The organism is Paracoccus sphaerophysae (genome assembly GCF_000763805.1).
Taxonomy (GTDB): Bacteria; Pseudomonadota; Alphaproteobacteria; order Rhodobacterales; family Rhodobacteraceae; genus Paracoccus; species Paracoccus sphaerophysae.
The window spans coordinates 19,665-34,717 of record NZ_JRKS01000018.1; the positions used below are offsets into that span (position 1 = coordinate 19,665).

Sequence of the window (15,053 nt, forward strand, 5' to 3'; positions counted from 1 at the left end):
TTGCGTTCCCCCCTGCTGGCTGGCCGATCCGACGCCGGCCTTTCTCTGCGCCAAGACTAACGTCCAACTTGCGCCGCGCACCCAGAATATTAGAAAAACATAATATACGCTTGCAGCCGCCCTCGGCAGGGCGGATAGCTGGCGTCACCAGGTCGCGTGCGTGCGCGGCCCGGCAGCGGAACGTGAGGTGGGCATGTCGACTACTGACCAGCAGCGCCAGCATGGCGCGACCATTCGCCCCGGCGGCGTCTTCGATGCGGTGTTCGGATCTGCGCGCGCCCCTGCGGCCGCCTCTGCGGCCGGGGAACGCGCCCGGGCGGCGACCGACATCTTCAAGACCCTTGGCCACGAGGGGCGGCTGGCGATCCTCTGCCACCTCGCCTCGGGCGAGAAAAGCGTGACCGAGCTGGAATCGATGCTGGACGCCCGCCAGTCGGCGGTCAGCCAGCAGCTGGCCCGTCTGCGGATGGAGGACGTGGTCACCGCGCGCCGCGACGGGCAGACCATCTTCTATTCCATCAAGGACCGCCGCATCGTCGAGCTGCTGGACGCCTATGGGCGCATCTTCGGCGCCGCGGTGTCCGACCGCTGAGCGATGGAGTCGCTGGGCGACGGGCTGGCCGCGGTCGGCTATCAGGCCGGGCTGGTCGGTCTGCTGTCGGGGCTGCTGCTGGGATACTGCGCCCGGATGGGGGATTTCTGCACCCTCGGCGCGCTCGAGATGGCGTTCCTGGGCCGTGACTACCGCCGCCTGCATGTCTGGGCGGTCGCGCTGGCCACGGCGATCCTGGGCCTGCACCTGGCCGCGGCCACGGGGCACGCCGATATCGGCGCCACCTTCTATCACAGCATCGCGTGGAACCCGGTCGCGAGCATCGCGGGGGGGCTGGTCATCGGCTATGGCATGGCGCTGGCCGGGAATTGCGGCTTTGGCGCCCTGACCCGGGCGGGTGGCGGCGACATCCGGTCGCTCATCATCGTGATCGTGCTGGGGATCGCGTCCTTCTTCACCCTGTCCGGCCCGCTGGGACCGCTGCGGGCGAGGCTGTTTCCGCAGGACATGCAGACCGGCCCTTCGGGCATCGCGCAGGGCGTCGCCGCGGTCAGCCCGGTGCCGGCGACGGCGGTGGCGGTCCTGATCGCGGTGGCGCTGCTGGCCTGGGGCCTGTCGCATCCGGCGGTGCGGCGCCCGGCGACGGTCGCCTGGGCGGCGGGGGTGGGGCTGGCGGTGGTGGTGGCCATCGTCGGAACCAGCGCCATCTCCCATGACAGCATGCAGGGGCTGCAGGTCGAGGGGCCGTCCTTCACCGCGCCGGTCGGGCGGGCGATCCTGTATCTGATGACCTCGACCGGCACCCTGCCCAGCTTTTCGGTCGGCTCGGTGATCGGCACCCTTCTGGGCGCGTTCCTCGCCACGCTATTCAGTGGCGCCTTCCGGTGGGAGGCCTGCGACGACCCCCGCGAACTCGGCCGGCAGATGGGGGGCGCGGTGCTGATGGGGATGGGGGGCGTGGTCGCGATGGGCTGCACCATCGGCCAGGGGCTGACCGGCTTCGCCACTCTCGCCTGGTCGGGCCCGGTGACGCTGGCCGCGATCTCGGCCGGCGCCTATGTCGGACTGCAGCATCTGGTGGCTGCCGGGCGGGTCTAGGCCGGGGTCCCGCTCTACGCGCTCCAAAGTGCGGCGATGCCGTGCGCGCGACACGCGCTGGCTGCCGACCATGACGAAATGCCGATAGTCGCCGGAACTGGCGGGCGTCGAGTCATGGAGCGCGACCAGCCCGCTGGCGCTGCGCCGGCCCGGCTCGGGCGCCTCGACGGCGATCCCCCAGGCGTGCCCGTCGGGGCGCCTGCCCAGGGCGCGCATCTCGCCGTCCAGGCCGAACAGCGCGTTGCTGATCCCGGCGGCCCGCGCGGCCTCGGCCATCGCGTCGACCGCATGGCCCTTGGCGATGCCGTCCAGCGCCAGGGTCAGCGGCGCGTGCTTGCGCACGGCGCGCCGGGCGGGGTCCAGTTCCAGCTGATCCTGCGTGGCGGTCGGATTGCGGGGGGCCGCGCGCATCGCCTCGGGGCGCACCTGGCCCGGCGCGGCGCCAAAGCCCCAGGCCGCGGACAACCCGCCCATCGCGATGTCGAACAACCCGCCGGTCTTGCGCCCCAGCTTCAGCGACAGGGTCAGAAGGTCGAACAGCTCGGCCTGCAGCGCGACCAATGCCCCGACCGGCGCGGCGTTCAGCCGGCAGAGGTCACTCTCCGGCCGCCACAGGCTGGCCTGCGCCTCGATCCGCTCGACCGCCGCGGCCAGCGTGGCGGCCAGGCCGGGCTCTGGGGCCGCCAGCCGCGCGGTCCAGCGGCTGCCCATCGCGGGACCCGACAGGGTCACCGGCTCAGTAGATGTCCTCGACATACCGCCCCTCCCGTTTCAGCGCGGCGACCGACAGGCCAGGGGGCCAGCACCGCGTCGAATTCGGTCGCGACCGAGCGGCCCATCGCCACGCTGCCGCAGACCAGCACCCGGGCGCCGCGGGCGATCTGCTGGCGCAGCCGGGCGGCGTCCTCGTGCAGGCGGTGCTGGACATGGCCGCGGTCGTGCCCGGCCGCGGCGCGGCTGACGGCTGGCGGAAAAGCTGCTGCAGCTGGCCCGCGCCGAGGGCGGCGGGGTGGTCGCCGAACGCATCCGCGACATGGTCCCGATCCTCGCAGCGCTGATCGACGACCTGGGCCGCGACCTGCGGCCGAGGGGGATCGTGCTGACGCTGCCGGACACGCCCGTGCCGTCACGGCTCGACCCAGACGCCTTCGCGGTGCTGGCCCGCAACCTGGTCGAAAACGCGCTGCTGCACGGCGCGCCCGACACCGCGGTGGCGGTGGCGCTGACCCCAGCCGGGACGCTGCAAGTGATCAACGATCCGGCGCCGCTGCCCGCCGAAACCCTCGCCCGGCTGACCAAGCGGTTCGAACGCAACGGCAGCCGCGCCGCGGGTCGGGGCTGGGCCTGACCATCGCCCGGTCGATCGCGGTCGCCATCAAGCGCGATCTGCGGCTGGTCTCGCCCCTGCCGGGGCAGGAGCGCGGCTTCCGGGTCGAGGTGGATATCGGCCTGGGCGAGAGCTAGGGCGCGCCCTCGGGCCGGCGGATCAGGATCGCGCGGAAGTCGTTCACGTTGGTCGCCGTCGGGCCGGGCACGAACAGATCGCCCAGCGCCGCAAAGGCGGAATAGGCGTCGTTGCCCGACAGCAACGCCTGCGGGTCCAGCCCTGCCGCGCGCAGCCGGCCGGCGCTGTCGCCGTCGGCAAACGCGCCGGCATTGTCCTCGGAGCCGTCGATGCCGTCGGTATCGGCGGCGAGCGCCGCAAGCGGCAGCCCCTCGGCGGCCAGCGCCAGCGCCAGCAGGAACTCGCTGTTCCGCCCGCCCCGCCCCTTGGCGCGGACCGTCACCGTGGTCTCGCCCCCGGACAGAAGCACCACCGGGCGGGCGAAGGGCCGGTCGCGCATGGCGATCTCGCGGGCGATGGCGGCGTGGACGCACCCGACGTCGCGCGCCTCGCCCTCGATCGCGTCGGACAGGATCACCGCCGGGATGCCGGCCGCCTCGGCCCGCGCCGCCGCCGCCTCGAGCGACAGGCGCGCCGAGGCGATGACATGGACCTCGTTGCGGGCGAAGACCGGGTCGGCGGGGTCGGGCGCCGCGCCCGCGTCGCCGGCCAGCCAGTCGCGCAGCCGGGGCGGCAGGGCGATGCGCCAGCTGTCCACCAGCCGGCGGGCATCCGCCCGGCTGCCCGGATCGGGCACCGTCGGGCCCGAGGCGACCTGCGCCGGATCGTCCCCCGGCACATCCGAGACCACCAGCGACACCACCCGCGCCGGATGCGCCGCCGCCGCCAGCCGGCCGCCCTTGATCCCAGAGACCTGCTTGCGGATCGCGTTCATCACCGAGATCGGCGCCCCGCTGGCCAGCAGCGCGCGGTTCAGCGCCGCCTCGCCCTCGAGCGTCAGATCGCCGGGCGGCATCGGCAGCAGCGACGAGCCGCCGCCGCAGATCAGCGCCACGACCAGATCATCCGGGCCCAGCCCGCGCACCGCGTCGAACAAGGCGGCCGAGGCAACGAGCCCCGCCGCGTCGGGCACCGGATGGGCGGCCTCGATCACCCGGATGGCGCGCGTCGGGCAGGCATAGCCATAGCGGGTGACGACCACCCCCTGCAGCGGGCCGTCCCACAGCGCCTCAAAGGCCGCCGCCAGCTGCGCCGCGCCCTTGCCGGCGCCGATGACCACCGTGCGGCCACGCGGCGGTTCGGGCATATGGGCGGCCAGCGCCCGGGCCGGGTCGGCGGCGGCCACCGCGGCGTCGAACAGCCCGGCCAGGAACGCGCGGTCCTCGGGGGTCATGGGTAGGTCCCGTCCATCGCCTGGGTCCTCGCTCAGCGCTCGCGGGTTCGGTTCGCCAGCGGCTCGACTTTACGTCCCGGCAGAGGGATGTCCATGTGGGGTGCGGGCTGCCGGCGGACGAGCGGAACCGGATGATTGACTATTGTCAACGCATTCCGGCGGCGCCCGGCCCACAAGGTCGCATGCGTCGCGTCGTGGCTTTCCTGCTGGCCGTCTTCGTCGCACTGTCCCAGATGACCGGGGCGGTGCAGGCCGAGCTGTCCGCCTCGGGCGAGGTGCAGGTGCTGTGTTCGGACCTGGGCGCCCGCGCCGTCGTGATCGGCGCCGACGGCAGCCCGGTCGACCCCGACTCCACGGTCCGCCATTGCGCCAAGTGCCTCCCCCTGCCGCAGCCGACCGTGCTGAGCGGCGCCGCGGCCGTGCCCGCCGCCGCCTGGTCGGCGCCGCGGGTCCTGTCCGTGTCCCGTCCCGCGGCGTCCAATCCGCCCGTCCCGTCCCATGTTCCCGCCGCCAGAGGGCCCCCCGGGGTATCGTGATGCTGCTTCGAGTCCTGTCCGCCCTGATCCTTTCCCTGACGCTTTGCCTGGCCTCGCTGATGCCGCAGCAGGCCAGCGCCCAGGGCGCCGCGCCCGCGGCGTCCTCGCACCTCGCGCAGCTTCTGCCCGACATCGCGCCCGCCGACATCGTGCCCGGCGCCGACGCCTTCGGCGAGATCCGCGCCGATCTGCCGGTGGCGCCGGTAATGGGCGGGGGCCAGCAGCTGGGCTGGGTCTACATCACCTCGGATTTCGTGGGCACGACCGGCTATTCCGGCAAACCCATCCACACGGCGGTGGCCGTGGATCAGGATGCCCGGGTGCTGGGCGTGCGGCTGGTCAAGCATTCCGAACCGATCGTGCTGATCGGCATCCCGAACGAAAAGATCCAGGAAATGGCCGCCGGCTATGTCGGCATGGACCTCAAGGCCGAGGCGCGGGCGGGCGGCGACGCGCACGAACTGAACATCATCTCGGGCGCGACGGTCACGGTCATGGTGATCGACGATTCCATCGTGCGGTCCGGCCTGCACGTCGCCCGCGCCCTGGGTCTGGGCGGCCTGGGCGAGGCGCCCGCGGCCACCGCCGATGCCGGCCCGGCGATGGCGGTGAACCCCGACGCCGCGGCCGCGAAGGACTGGCCGACGCTGGAAGGCGACGGCACCGTGCGCCGGCTGCTGCTGGACGTGGCCACCGTCAACCAGACCTTCGAGACCCACGCCGACCCCCGGGCCCGCGAAAAGCCGCTGACCGAGGCCCCCGATACCACCTTCATCGACATGCGCGTGGCGCTGGTCAGCCATCCCGGCATCGGCCCGGCGCTGCTGGGCGAGGCCGGCTGGAAGAACCTGCAATCCTGGCTGAAGCCGGGCGAGCAGGCGATCATGGTGCTGGGCAACGGGCTGTATTCCTTCAAGGGCTCGGGCTATGTCCGGGGCGGCATCTTCGACCGCATCCAGCTGATGCAGGGCGACAGCTCGGTGCGGTTCCGCGACCGCCAGCACCGGCGGCTGAACGCGCTGGCCGCCGAGGGCGCGCCCAAGTTCACCGAGATGGACCTGTTCAAGATCCCCGCCGATGCGGGCTTCGACCCAGCCAAGCCGTTCCGGCTGCAACTGCTGGTGTTCCGGCAGGTGGCCGCGATCGACAAGGCCTTCACCACCTATGAGCTGGATTACCAGCTGCCGGCGAAATACCTGCAGGAAGTGCCGCAGGCGCCCGCTGCCGCCCCGGCCGCCGACGCGGCCACGGCCCAGCCGGCCACGGCCCCTGCCCCGGCTGCCACCGGCCCGGCCGCAACCGCGCCGACCTCGGCGGCCCCGCCGGAGGCGGTGATGTCCCAGGCCGCCGCGACCGAGGCCGACGCCCAGGCGCAGCTGTGGAAGCGGATCTGGGAGGCCAAGACCCCGCAGATCGCTGCGCTGCTGGTGATGCTGGGGGTGCTGACGCTGGCGTTCTTCTTCCAGGACTACCTGGCACGCTCGGCCCGCGCGGTGGCGGTATTCCGCTATGCCTTCCTGACCGTCACGCTGGTCTGGCTCGGCTGGATGATGAATGCGCAGCTGTCGGTGGTGAACATCCTCGCGCTGTTCAACTCGCTTACCACCGGCTTCTCGTGGCAGGCGTTCCTGCTCGATCCGCTGACCTTCATCCTGTGGTTCGCCGTCGCCGCCGCGCTGATCTTCTGGGGCCGGGGCGCCTATTGCGGCTGGCTGTGCCCCTTCGGCGCGCTGCAGGAGCTGACGAACCACATCGCCCGCCGGCTAGGCGTGCCGCAATGGCGCCTGCCCTGGGGGCTGCACGAACGGCTGTGGCCGGTGAAATACATGATCTTCCTCGGGCTGTTCGCGGTCTCGCTGATGAGCCTCGACCGCGCCGAGCACCTGGCCGAGGTCGAGCCGTTCAAGACCGCGATCATCCTCAAGTTCGTGCGCGAGTGGCCGTTCGTCCTGTATGCCGCTTGGCTGCTGGTCATGGGGCTGTTCGTCGAACGCTTCTACTGCCGCTATCTCTGCCCGCTGGGGGCGGGGCTGGCGATCCCGGCGCGGATCCGCATGTTCGACTGGCTGAAACGCTATCGGGAATGCGGCAACCCCTGCCAGACCTGCGGGGTCGAATGCATGGTCCAGGCCATCCATCCGACCGGGCAGATCAACCCGAACGAGTGCCTGAACTGCATGCACTGCCAGGTCCTCTACCACTCGAAAGAGAAATGCCCGGTCGTCCAGCGCACGCTGAAACGCCGGGAGACCGCTTCGGCCAGCGCGGCATCGCTGGACCGGATCCTGAACCATCCCAACGTCAAGGCAAAAGGGGAACTGACATGAGCGAGACCAACGGCATCAGCCGCCGCGGCCTTCTGGGCGCCACGGCCGGCGTGGGCGGGCTGGCCGCCCTTGGGGGCGCGGGCGCCGCCCGCATGGGGCTGATGGGCGGCGCGGGCGCGGCAGCGCTGGCAGCCGGCACCGGCACCGCCGCGGCGCAGGCGGCCCCCGCGGAAGGCGCGACCCCGTGGATTCTGCATCCGGGCGAGCTGGACAGCTATTACGGGTTCTGGTCGTCCGGGCAGACCGGCGAGGTGCGCATCCTCGGCATCCCCTCGATGCGCGAGCTGATGCGGATCCCGGTATTCAACCGCTGCTCGGCCACCGGCTGGGGTCAGACCAACGAATCGCTGAAGGTGCTGACCGAGACGATGACCGACAAGACCCGCGCCTACCTGGCCGCGCAGGGCAAGAAGGTCCACGACAACGGCGACCTGCACCACGTCCACATGAGCTATACGGACGGCACCTACGACGGCAAATACCTGTTCATGAACGACAAGGCGAACACCCGCGTGGCGCGGGTCCGCTGCGACGTGATGAAGTGCGACAAGATCCTTGAAATCCCGAACGCCAAGGGGATCCACGGGATGCGCCCGCAGAAGGTCCCCTCGTCCAAATACCTCTTCTGCAACGGCGAGGACGAGGCGCCGATGGTCAACGACGGCTCGGTGCTGGACGATCCGTCGAAATACATCAACTTCTTCAGCGCCGTGGACACCGAAACGATGACGGTGGCCTGGCAGGTGATCGTGTCGGGCAACCTCGACAACTGCGACGCCGACTATGAGGGCAAATACGCCTTCTCGACCTCGTACAACTCGGAAATGGGCGTGAACTCGGCCGAGATGATGGAGAGCGAGCTGGACCACGTCGTGGTCTTCAACCTCGAGGCCATCGAGGCCGCCATCGCCGCCGGCGACTATGAAGAGGTGCAGGGCGTCAAGGTTCTGGACGGACGCAAGGAAAACGCGGCCAAGAAGCTGACCCGCTACATCCCGATCGCGTCGAACCCGCATGGCTGCAACATGGCGCCCGACAAGAAGCACCTGTGCATCGGCGGCAAGCTGTCGCCCACGGTCAGCGTGATCGACGTGACGAAACTGGCCGACGTGTTTGCGGACAAGGCCGAGCCGGCTTCGGTCATCGTGGCCCAGCCCGAGGTCGGGCTTGGTCCGCTGCACACCGCCTTTGACGGCAAGGGCAACGCCTTCACGACGCTGTTCCTCGACAGCCAGGTGGTCAAGTGGAACATCGAGGACGCCATCAAGGCACACAACGGCGAACAGGTGGACCCGATCCGGCAGAAGCTGGACGTGCACTACCAGCCGGGCCACCTGAAGACCTCGATGGGCGAGACGCTGGATGCGGACGGCCGCTGGATGGTCTGTCTGTCCAAGTTCTCCAAGGACCGCTTCATCAACGTCGGCCCGCTGAAGCCGGAAAACGACCAGCTGATCGACATCTCGGGCGACGAGATGAAGCTGGTCCATGACGGCCCGAACTTTGCCGAGCCCCATGACGCCATCGCCGTCCGCGCCGACATCATGTCGAACATCAAGTCGGTGTGGGACCGCAACGACCCGTTCTGGGCCGACACCAGGAAGCAGGCCGAGGCGGACGGCATCAACCTCGACGAATGGACCGACCAGGTGATCCGCGACAAGGACGACCCCAAGAAGGTCCGGGTCTACATGTCCAGCCAGGCGCCGAACTTCAGCCTCGAGAAGTTCACCGTCAAGGAAGGCGACGAGGTGACGGTCATCGTCACCAACCTCGACGATCTGGACGACCTGACCCACGGCTTCACCCTGGGCAACCACGGCGTGGCGATGGAAATCGCGCCGCAGGCCACCGCGTCGGTCACCTTCACGGCAGCGATGCCGGGGGTCTACTGGTACTATTGCCAGTGGTTCTGCCACGCCCTGCACATGGAGATGCGCGGCCGGATGCTGGTCGAGCCGAAGACCGCCTGATGATCCGCCGCGTCCCCCTTGCACTGGCGCTGGCCGCCTGCCTGCTGCCCGGCCTTGCCGCGGCGGCAGAGCGGGCGGTGGCGCCGGGGCCGGGGACGCTGGCCGCGGCCATCGCCACGGCCGCGCCGGGGGACGTGCTGAAACTGTCGCCGGGCCGCCATGACGGCCCGGTGATCCTCGACAAGCCGTTGACGCTGGACGGCGGCGGCGACGCCTCGGGGAACGGGGCCGAGCTGGTGGGCAATGGCACCGGCTCGGTCATCACCATCACCGGGCCGGACGCGGTGGTGCGCGGGCTGCTGATCACCGGCTCGGGATCGGCCCACCAGACCATCGACAGCGGCGTCCAGATCAAGAAGGGCGGCGACCGCGCGGTGGTTGCGGACAACCGGCTGGTCGGCAATCTGTATGGCGTGGACGTGCATGGCGGCATCGACGTACAGGTCCGCGGCAACCATATCGAGGGCCGCCGCGACCGGCGCATCAACGACCGCGGCAACGGGATCTATGTCTGGACCTCTCCGGGCCTGGTCGCGGACGGCAACGTGATCGACTGGGGCCGCGACGGCATCCTCGTCACCATCGGCCGCAAGCTGACCTTCACCAACAACCGCTTCACCAACCTGCGCTTTGCGGTCCACTACATGTATGCCCATGACAGCGTGGTGTCGGGCAACGTGTCGCTGGGCAACCACCTCGGCTATGCGCTGATGTATTCGGAACGGCTGAAGGTGCATGACAACATCAGCCTGCACGACCGGGCGCAGGGGCTGATGTTCAACTATACCAACAACGGCGACGTGACCGGCAATCTGGTCCGCAACGCCGACAAATGCGTGTTCATCTACAACGCGCACCGCAACATCATCGCCAACAACCGCTTCGAGGGCTGCGCGACCGGCATCCATTTCACCGCAGGATCCGAACGCAACGCCCTGACCGGCAACGGTTTCGTCGGCAATCGCAACCAGGTGAAATACGTCGGCACCCGCGACATCGAATGGAGCGTCGAGGGCCGCGGCAACTACTGGTCCGACCACCCCGCCTTTGACCTGAACGGCGACGGCATCGCCGACAGCCCGTTCCGCCCCAACGACCTGATGGACCATGTGCTGTGGTCGCAGCCCGCCGCCGCGCTGCTGACCGGCGCCCCTGTGGTGCAGCTGGTGCGGTGGAGCCAGTCTGCCTTTCCCGCCACCCTGCCCGGCGGGGTGGTGGACAGCTTTCCGCTGATGGCGCCGCCGGTGATCCCGGTGGACCCCAGTGACGAGGCCGCCGCCGCGGTCGCAATCGCCGCCCGCGCGGCGCAAGGGATTGAAGATGAGCAGTTTGACCCTCTCAAGGCTCACTAGGCGCTTTGGCGCCGTCAGCGCGCTTGAGAACGTGTCCTTCACCGTCGCGCCGGGCGAGCGCGTGGCGCTGCTGGGCCATAACGGCGCCGGCAAGTCCACGCTGATGAAGATCGTGCTGGGGCTGATCCCGGCGACCTCGGGCGAAATCCGCGTGCTGGACGCGGCCCCGGGCAGCGCGGCGGCGCGGGCGGGGACCGCCTATCTGCCGGAAAACGTGGCCTTTCACCCGGCGCTGACCGGGCGCGAACAGATCCGCGCCTATCTGGCGCTGCGCGGCGCGCCGGCGCGGCAGGCGGGCGATCTGCTGGCCCGCGTGGGGCTCGCCGATGCAGCGGACCGGAGGATCGGCACCTATTCCAAGGGGATGCGCCAGCGCGTCGGCCTTGCGCAGGCGCTGATCGGGCAGCCGCGGCTTCTGGTGATGGACGAGCCGACCTCGGGGCTGGACCCGGTGTCGCGGCGGGAATTCTATGCGCTGCTGGACGACCTCGCCGCCGCGGGCGCCGCGATCCTGCTGTCCAGCCACGCGCTGACCGAGGTCGAGGCGCGGACCGACCGCATGGTGATCCTGTCCCACGGCCAGCTTGTGGCGCAGGGGACCATGGCCGAGCTGCGCGACCGGGCCGCGCTGCCGGTGGTCTTCGCGCTGGTCCCCGGCGCCGGGCAGGCGGGCGCGCTGGCCGCAGCCTTCCCTGATGCGGCGGCCAGTCCCGACGGCACGCTGCGCCTGTCGGTGCCGCAGGACGGCAAGATTGCCGCTCTGTCCCGCGTCGCCGCCGCGCAGGCGATGCTGGCCGACGTGGACATCATCCCGCCGAGCCTCGAGGACATCTATTCCCGGATCAGCCGCCGCGACGTGGACGTGCCGGGGGTCGCCGCATGAGCCGCGTCCTCGCCCTCGCCGCGACCGAGCTGCGCATCGCCGCCCGCAACCGCTGGGTCATCATCGCCGTCGCCATGATGGGGCTGTTCTCGCTGGCGCTGGCCGCCGCCGGGTCGGCGCCGACCGGGGCGCTGGGGGCCGACCGGCTGTCGGTGGTGGTGGCCTCGCTGACCAGCCTCGCCGTCTACCTCGTGCCGCTGGTCGCGCTGCTGATGTCCTTCGACGCGGTGGCCGGAGAGGTCGAGCGCGGCACACTGCCCCTGCTGCTGACCTATCCGGTCAGCCGCGCGCAGGTGCTGGCCGGCAAGTTCGTGGCTCACCTGGCGATCCTGACGCTGGCCATTGCGGTCGGCTATGGGCTGGCCGCCGGGGCGGCGTTCCTGGTCGATCCGCTCGCCGCGCGCGGCATCCCGGCGCTGGTCCGGCTGGGCTGGACCTCGGTGCTGCTGGGGGCGTCGTTCCTGGGCGCGGGCTATCTCGCCTCGTCGCTGGCGCGCCGGCCCTCGGGCGCGGCGGGGATGGCGATCGGGATCTGGCTGGTCGCGGTGGTGCTGTATGACCTCGGGCTGCTGGGGCTGATCGTGTCGCAAGGCGGCGAGGCGCTGGGCCGCGCCCTGCCCGCCGCGCTGCTGGCGAACCCGGCGGACGCGTTTCGCCTCTATAACCTCGGCGCCAGCCAGGCGACGGCCGCCGCGGCCGGGCTGGGCGGGGCCGCGGCCTCGATCCCCGCCTGGCAATCGCTGACCTCGCTGGCGCTGTGGCCGGTGGCGATCCTCGCGCTGGCCGTCGCCGCCTTCCGCCGGGTGACGCCATGAGACCCGCGCTGGCCGCCCTGCTGCTGGTCGCGGCCCTCGCCGGCTGCCGCGAGGAGGCCGTGCCGCGCCCCGATCCGGTCGCGATGACCAAAGAGGCGATCGGCCATTTCTGCCAGATGAACCTGCTGGAACACCCCGGCCCCAAGGCGCAGGTCCACTTGAAGGGGATGCCGAACCCGCTGTTCTTCAGCCAGGTCCGCGACGCCGTGGCCTTCCGCCTGCTGCCCGAACAGCAGGGCGAGATCACCGCCATCTATGTCAGCGACATGGCCAAGGCGCCGTGGGCGGACCCGGGCGCGACGAACTGGATCGCTGCCGAGGACGCCTTTTACGTTGTCGGGTCCGCCCAGGCCGGCGGGATGGGGACGCCCGAGCTGATCCCCTTCGGCACCGAGCCCGCCGCCCGCGGCTTTGCCGACCAGCACGGCGGTTCGGTGCAGCGGCTGGACGACATCCCGGCCCAGCTGGTGCTGGCCCCCGACGGTCCCGCCGGCACCACCGACGCCCAGGACGACGCCGATTTCGCCGCCCGGCTGAAAGCCCTGTCGGCCAACCGACCCGAGGAGAAGACGCCATGACCGGCCTGCGCATGACCCACGGCGTGAACCGCCGCCGCTTTCTCACCATCGCCTCGGCCGCGGCGCTGCTGCCGGCGGCGGGGCGCGCGGCTGCCCCGCGGATCACCGACTGGCGCGGCATCGCGCTGGGGGCCGAGGCGCGGCTGATCCTCGCCCATCCCGACTCGGACCGGTTGGTCGCCGCGGCGCTGGACGAGCTGGCGCGGCTGGAGCGGATCTTCAGCCTGTATCGCCGCGATTCCGAGCTGTCGCGGCTGAACGCGGCCGGCGTGCTGGACGCCCCTTCGAACGAGCTGGTCGAGCTGCTGGCGCTCGCGGGCCTCGTCCACGACGCGACCGGCGGCGTGTTCGACCCGTCGATCCAGCCGCTCTGGGCCGCCTATGCCGCGGCCGGGGCCGAGGGGCGCGCGCCGACCGACCCCGGGCGCACGGCCGCCCTGGCCCGCGTAGGGTGGGAGGGCGTGACCGTCGATCCCGGCCGGATCACGCTGCGCCCCGGCATGGCGCTGACCCTGAACGGCATCGCCCAGGGCTACATCACCGACCGCGTGGCGGCCCGGCTGGCCGCGCTCGGCCTGTCCGACCTGCTGTGCGAGATGGGCGAGATCGCCGCGCTGGGCCACACCCCCGACGGCACCGCCTGGCCGATCCGGCTGAGTTCGGGCGAGCCGGTGCCGCTGAGCGGCCGCTGCCTCGCCAGCTCGGCGCCGCGGGCCACGGCCTTCGACCAGGCGGGGCGGCTGGGCCATATCCTCGACCCGCGAACGGGGGTCCCGTCGGATCGCGACCTTGCGCTGGTGTCGGTTTCGGCCCCCTCGGCGGCACTGGCCGATGCGCTGTCGACCGCCGGCTGCCTGATGGCGCGGGCCGATCTGGACCGCAGCGCCGCCCGCTTCGCCGAGGTGCGGATCGAGGCCTACCGCCCATCCTAGGCCATCCGTCCAGTCCGCCTAGGACATGGCGCGAATTGAGCCGGCCCCCGCGATCCGCGACCCTGAGGACGCTGATCGACACAGGAGGTATGGGCGATGAAGCAAGGCACCGAGGATCTGCGCAACCTGTCGGACGCGGAATGCGACCGGGTTTCCGGGGGACGGATGCTGACGACGCTGGCGGTGGGCGAGGAGGATGGCGGCTGCCGCGGTCCGATCATGACCACCATGGCACTGGGCGAAGAGGACCCGCGCGAACGGCTGGGCGTGCCGCTGGACGCGGGGCTGCATCTTTGATCCAGCAGGCCCGGGACGGGTCACGATACGGGGGCGCGCCACGGACCGGCGCGCCCCCGATGCCATTCGATAGGGGGAGAACCCGATGATCCTGATCTTTGGCGGCCGGCACGATCCGAATATCGCCGTCCTGGCCGACCGGCTCGCGGCCCGCGGGATGCCCTTCGTCGACCTGCGCATCGGCGCCGAGGCCAACCCGCGGCTGCGCATCGACCTGGCCCGGCAGCTGCTCGAGGTCGATGGCGAGGCGGTCCCGGTGACGGGCGCCTTCCTGCGCCATGACGTGTTCCTGTATCCGACCGAGGACGTGGCGGGTGCCGCGGCGTCGGCGCTGAACTGGTATCAGGCCGTCCGCGGCTGGCTGGTGAGCCAGCCCGGCATCCGGGTCTTGAACCCGCTGTATCCGCTGCGCGAGACAAACAAGATCGGCAACCTGATCGAGGCCGCCGCCTGCGGCCTGCGCATCCCGCCCACGATCATCGACAGCCGCCCGGCCGATCCGGCCGCGCTGCCGGGACCGCATATCCAGAAGCCGGTCGCCGGCGGCGAATATACCGCCCCGGCGGGCCAGGGCGGGGCGGGTGCGCAATATCCCCGCTTCGTGCAGCCGCGGCTGGACCGGCCCGAGATGCGGATTTACCGGATCGGCGGGCGGCTGCTGGCGTTCCGGCTGGAATCGCCCGATCTCGATTACCGGCAAAGCCAGAACGTGACGCTGGCCGAGGCCGAGGTGCCGCAGCCCGAGGGCGCCGCCCTGACGCACCTCTGCGACCGGCTGGGGCTGGATTTCGCGGCGGCCGATTTCATGACCGACGGCGACGGGCGGCGGGTGTTTCTCGAGGTCAACTCGCAGCCGATGTTCGCGGCCTTCGACCGCGTCGCCGGCGGCGCGCTGAGCGACGCCATCATCGACGCGCTGTCCCCCTGATCGCCGAAGGGGCCGGCATCCGGGCCGGCCCCCCCTGGGCTCT

Annotated in this window: 14 protein-coding genes and 1 pseudogene; 13 read left to right on the forward strand and 2 right to left on the reverse strand. The window is 71.2% G+C overall.

The window, feature by feature from the left end; genetic code table 11:
• Window positions 1–193: 193 nt before the first annotated feature.
• Entirely contained in the window at window positions 194–592 is a 399-nt protein-coding gene (locus tag IC63_RS07455; RefSeq protein WP_084115610.1) for an ArsR/SmtB family transcription factor, read from the forward strand.
• 3 nt (window positions 593–595) lie between these two features.
• A complete protein-coding gene (locus IC63_RS07460; RefSeq protein WP_052041958.1) occupies window positions 596–1,651 on the forward strand; it encodes a YeeE/YedE family protein in 1,056 nt (351 codons plus the stop codon).
• Between the two features lie 60 nt (window positions 1,652–1,711).
• On the opposite strand, the pseudogene IC63_RS18735 reads toward IC63_RS07460, so the two are convergent.
• Window positions 1,712–2,407: pseudogene (locus IC63_RS18735) on the reverse strand (FAD:protein FMN transferase); the annotation flags it as partial.
• A 253-nt stretch (window positions 2,408–2,660) separates the two neighbouring features.
• Here IC63_RS18735 and IC63_RS07465 point away from each other — a divergent pair.
• Entirely contained in the window at window positions 2,661–2,999 is a 339-nt protein-coding gene (locus IC63_RS07465) for an ATP-binding protein (protein ID WP_052041960.1), read from the forward strand.
• Between the two features lie 112 nt (window positions 3,000–3,111).
• Here the strand turns inward: IC63_RS07465 and IC63_RS07470 are convergent, their stop codons facing one another.
• Window positions 3,112–4,389, reverse strand: a complete 1,278-nt coding sequence (locus IC63_RS07470) for a glycerate kinase type-2 family protein (RefSeq protein WP_036718601.1) — start codon at window positions 4,387–4,389, stop codon at window positions 3,112–3,114.
• A gap of 182 nt (window positions 4,390–4,571) precedes the next feature.
• On the opposite strand from IC63_RS07470, the gene IC63_RS07475 reads away from it, so the two are divergent.
• The 10 genes from IC63_RS07475 to IC63_RS07520 all read left to right on the forward strand — a co-directional run bounded on the left by IC63_RS07475 (window position 4,572) and on the right by IC63_RS07520 (window position 15,010).
• The gene (locus IC63_RS07475) at window positions 4,572–4,925 is read left to right on the forward strand and encodes a hypothetical protein (protein WP_036718603.1); all 354 of its coding nucleotides are present in this window, start codon (window positions 4,572–4,574) and stop codon (window positions 4,923–4,925) included.
• A complete protein-coding gene (locus IC63_RS07480; RefSeq protein WP_036718604.1) occupies window positions 4,925–7,252 on the forward strand; it encodes a NosR/NirI family protein in 2,328 nt (775 codons plus the stop codon). Before IC63_RS07475 ends, IC63_RS07480 begins: the two co-directional genes overlap by 1 nt.
• Window positions 7,249–9,225, forward strand: a complete 1,977-nt coding sequence (gene nosZ, locus IC63_RS07485) for a TAT-dependent nitrous-oxide reductase (RefSeq protein WP_036718607.1) — start codon at window positions 7,249–7,251, stop codon at window positions 9,223–9,225. Before IC63_RS07480 ends, nosZ begins: the two co-directional genes overlap by 4 nt.
• Window positions 9,225–10,577: a nitrous oxide reductase family maturation protein NosD gene (locus tag IC63_RS07490; RefSeq protein WP_036718608.1), complete on the forward strand. Its 1,353-nt coding sequence runs from the start codon at window positions 9,225–9,227 to the stop codon at window positions 10,575–10,577. The genes nosZ and IC63_RS07490 overlap by 1 nt, the downstream gene beginning before the upstream one ends.
• Window positions 10,546–11,460, forward strand: a complete 915-nt coding sequence (locus IC63_RS07495; RefSeq protein ID WP_036718611.1) for an ABC transporter ATP-binding protein — start codon at window positions 10,546–10,548, stop codon at window positions 11,458–11,460. The genes IC63_RS07490 and IC63_RS07495 overlap by 32 nt, the downstream gene beginning before the upstream one ends.
• Window positions 11,457–12,275: an ABC transporter permease gene (locus IC63_RS07500; protein ID WP_036718614.1), complete on the forward strand. Its 819-nt coding sequence runs from the start codon at window positions 11,457–11,459 to the stop codon at window positions 12,273–12,275. Before IC63_RS07495 ends, IC63_RS07500 begins: the two co-directional genes overlap by 4 nt.
• A complete protein-coding gene (locus tag IC63_RS07505) occupies window positions 12,272–12,853 on the forward strand; it encodes a nitrous oxide reductase accessory protein NosL (RefSeq protein WP_036718616.1) in 582 nt (193 codons plus the stop codon). Before IC63_RS07500 ends, IC63_RS07505 begins: the two co-directional genes overlap by 4 nt.
• Window positions 12,850–13,785: an FAD:protein FMN transferase gene (locus IC63_RS07510; RefSeq protein WP_232222540.1), complete on the forward strand. Its 936-nt coding sequence runs from the start codon at window positions 12,850–12,852 to the stop codon at window positions 13,783–13,785. Before IC63_RS07505 ends, IC63_RS07510 begins: the two co-directional genes overlap by 4 nt.
• Window positions 13,786–13,881: 96 nt before the next feature.
• Window positions 13,882–14,082 carry a hypothetical protein gene (locus tag IC63_RS07515; RefSeq protein WP_036718618.1) on the forward strand — a complete coding sequence of 67 codons (201 nt, stop codon included), beginning with the start codon at window positions 13,882–13,884 and terminating at the stop codon, window positions 14,080–14,082.
• 85 nt (window positions 14,083–14,167) lie between these two features.
• Entirely contained in the window at window positions 14,168–15,010 is an 843-nt protein-coding gene (locus IC63_RS07520; protein WP_036718620.1) for an ATP-grasp domain-containing protein, read from the forward strand.
• Window positions 15,011–15,053 lie beyond the last annotated feature (43 nt).